This window comes from Bradyrhizobium sp. PRIMUS42, assembly GCF_023006515.1.
In the GTDB taxonomy this organism is placed as follows: domain Bacteria; phylum Pseudomonadota; class Alphaproteobacteria; order Rhizobiales; family Xanthobacteraceae; genus Bradyrhizobium.
In genome coordinates this window covers 1-1,101 of sequence record NZ_JALBGZ010001226.1, presented here as the reverse complement: position 1 = coordinate 1,101, position 1,101 = coordinate 1, and the positions used below count along the sequence as shown (strand labels likewise).

The window sequence follows — 1,101 nt, the reverse complement described above, 5'->3', positions numbered from 1 at the left end:
CAGGATGCGATCGCCTGGCCTCGCACCGGTACGGCCGACCATCCGCCCTTGAGGCACGCGGCCGAAGGCGGTGATCGAGACCATCTGCGGGCCCGGCGTCGAGACCGTATCGCCGCCGAGCAGCGGACAAGCGAATTCCTTGGCGTCCTCGCCGAGCGCATCCGCGAAGGGGCGCAGCCAGGCATCCTCCTTGTTGCGCAGCGCCAGCGTCAGCACGAAGCCGGCAGGCACCGCGCCCTTGGCGGCGAGATCGGACAGGTTCACCCGCAGCGCCTTGCGCGCGATGGTGTCCGGCGGATCATCGGCAAGAAAGTGCACACCCTCGACGACGGCGTCGGTGGTGATGACGATGTCCTCGCCGGCAGACGAGAGGATCGCGGCGTCATCGACCAGCCCCAACGCGCCGGGATCAGTCGCCAGCGGCTTGAAATAGCGCGCGATGAGGGAGTCTTCGGCGGAGACCTGCGTGTTGTCCTCCTGCGTCACGATAGCAGACCCGTCATCCCTGCGCGCCATTGCGCGGGGATGACGGCTACGGCGGAATTCATCGCCTGATCCTACCCCCGCCCGAACTCGTCACCGCGAAACTGGCGGCCGATCTGGTCGAGCACGGCATTGACCATGCCGGTCTCCTCGCGGTCGACGAAAGCGTTGGCGACGTCGACATATTCGGAGACGACGACGCGGCCCGGCACGTCCTTGCGGTGCTCCAATTCGTAAGCTCCGGCCCGCAGCACCGCGCGCAGGATCGCCTCGATCCGCTTCAAGGGCCAGCCCTTCGACAGCGCCTCGTCGATCAGGGGATCGAGCTTCTTCTGGTCGCGCACCACGCCCGAAACGACATCGCGGAAGAACGCGGCTTCGGCCGGTAGATAAGTGTCGCCCTCGACCTCGTTGCCGAGCCAATGGCTCTCGAACTCGGCAAAGATGTCGTTGATGCCGGCGCCCGCGATATCCATCTGGTACAGCGCCTGCACGGCCGCGAGCCGCGCCGCACCGCGCCGGTTCGCCTTCTTCTCGGCAACGCCTGCCGGCTTTTTGGTGTTGTCGGCCATGGCTCAGGCCTGCGCCAGGCGGCGTTTGATGCGCAGCATCGCAAGC

At 66.8% G+C, this 1,101-nt stretch carries 2 protein-coding genes; both read right to left on the bottom strand.

The window, feature by feature from the left end; translation table 11 throughout:
* Positions 1–486: thiamine-monophosphate kinase (locus MOV75_RS39265; protein ID WP_247008206.1), on the bottom strand; the 486-nt coding region annotated here is incomplete at its 3' end.
* A gap of 71 nt (positions 487–557) precedes the next feature.
* On the bottom strand, positions 558–1,055 hold the full coding sequence (gene nusB, locus MOV75_RS39260; RefSeq protein ID WP_246932800.1) for a transcription antitermination factor NusB: 498 nt from the start codon (positions 1,053–1,055) through the stop codon (positions 558–560).
* Positions 1,056–1,101 lie beyond the last annotated feature (46 nt).